Annotated in this window: 1 protein-coding gene; it reads left to right on the forward strand. The window is 40.9% G+C overall.

Features of this window, described 5'->3' with window-relative positions; translation table 11 throughout:
- A partial coding sequence (locus tag SB756_RS35480) for a hypothetical protein (RefSeq protein ID WP_410913934.1) occupies positions 1 to 235 on the forward strand: 235 nt, incomplete at both ends.

The raw sequence follows: 235 nt of genomic DNA on the forward strand, positions 1-235 counted from the left end.
CAACTATTGAGCCTAATAGCGAAAGTGAAGAAACAGAGCAAACTCAAACAGCCTCAACAAACAACACCATTATAGAAGATGATAGCACAGCAGATGCATACTCAGAGCAGCAATTTCAGGCTGTAGATAATGCATCTTTAGTTGACCAAATAGCTCAGCGCCAAGGTATTTTTAACTACAACGCTTCTGATTTTAGTGTGGCTTCAAGTGCAGGAGGCGTTACCGACTTTTCTAT

Source organism: Pseudomonas sp. SIMBA_068, assembly GCF_046534705.1.
Taxonomy (GTDB): Bacteria; Pseudomonadota; Gammaproteobacteria; order Pseudomonadales; family Pseudomonadaceae; genus Aquipseudomonas; species Aquipseudomonas putida.